1 pseudogene is annotated in these 347 nt (G+C 43.5%); it reads left to right on the top strand.

Features of this window, described 5'->3' with window-relative positions:
* Positions 1–118: 118 nt before the first annotated feature.
* Positions 119–347 (top strand): annotated as a pseudogene (locus tag ACFINS_RS10125) (hypothetical protein); the annotation flags it as partial.

Here is a 347-nt window from a genome sequence, read left to right as displayed (position 1 = left end):
GGGTGTGGATGCGCAATCTCATCAGAATTTCTCTTCTTCTCAGAGGCAAGATTCCAATTCTCAGACTACTCGTAGAAAAAATAATGAACAGACATCCAAGCCAAGACCTCCGCGGCATTTGAGAGATGCACAGCATCCTCCTATTCCTCCGACGATTCCATTTTTAGAAAAACCAGCGTCTGATACATCGAGTCCAACAGGTCATTATCATTTTTCTGATGAACAACAGCAGTCAGTAGTTTCTACGGATGGCCAATCTTTAGCCGATCAAATGATTTTACGTCCAGGTCAGCAAGGTAGCTCTTCTCCACAATCAAGCCAGAAGCTGTCAGTTTCTCCCTTTTTAA

The sequence above is a fragment of the Bartonella sp. AA2SXKL genome (genome assembly GCF_042197205.1).
Classification (GTDB): domain Bacteria; phylum Pseudomonadota; class Alphaproteobacteria; order Rhizobiales; family Rhizobiaceae; genus Bartonella.
Note: the sequence above shows the minus strand (reverse complement) of the source record. Positions and strands in the feature narration are given on the sequence as shown.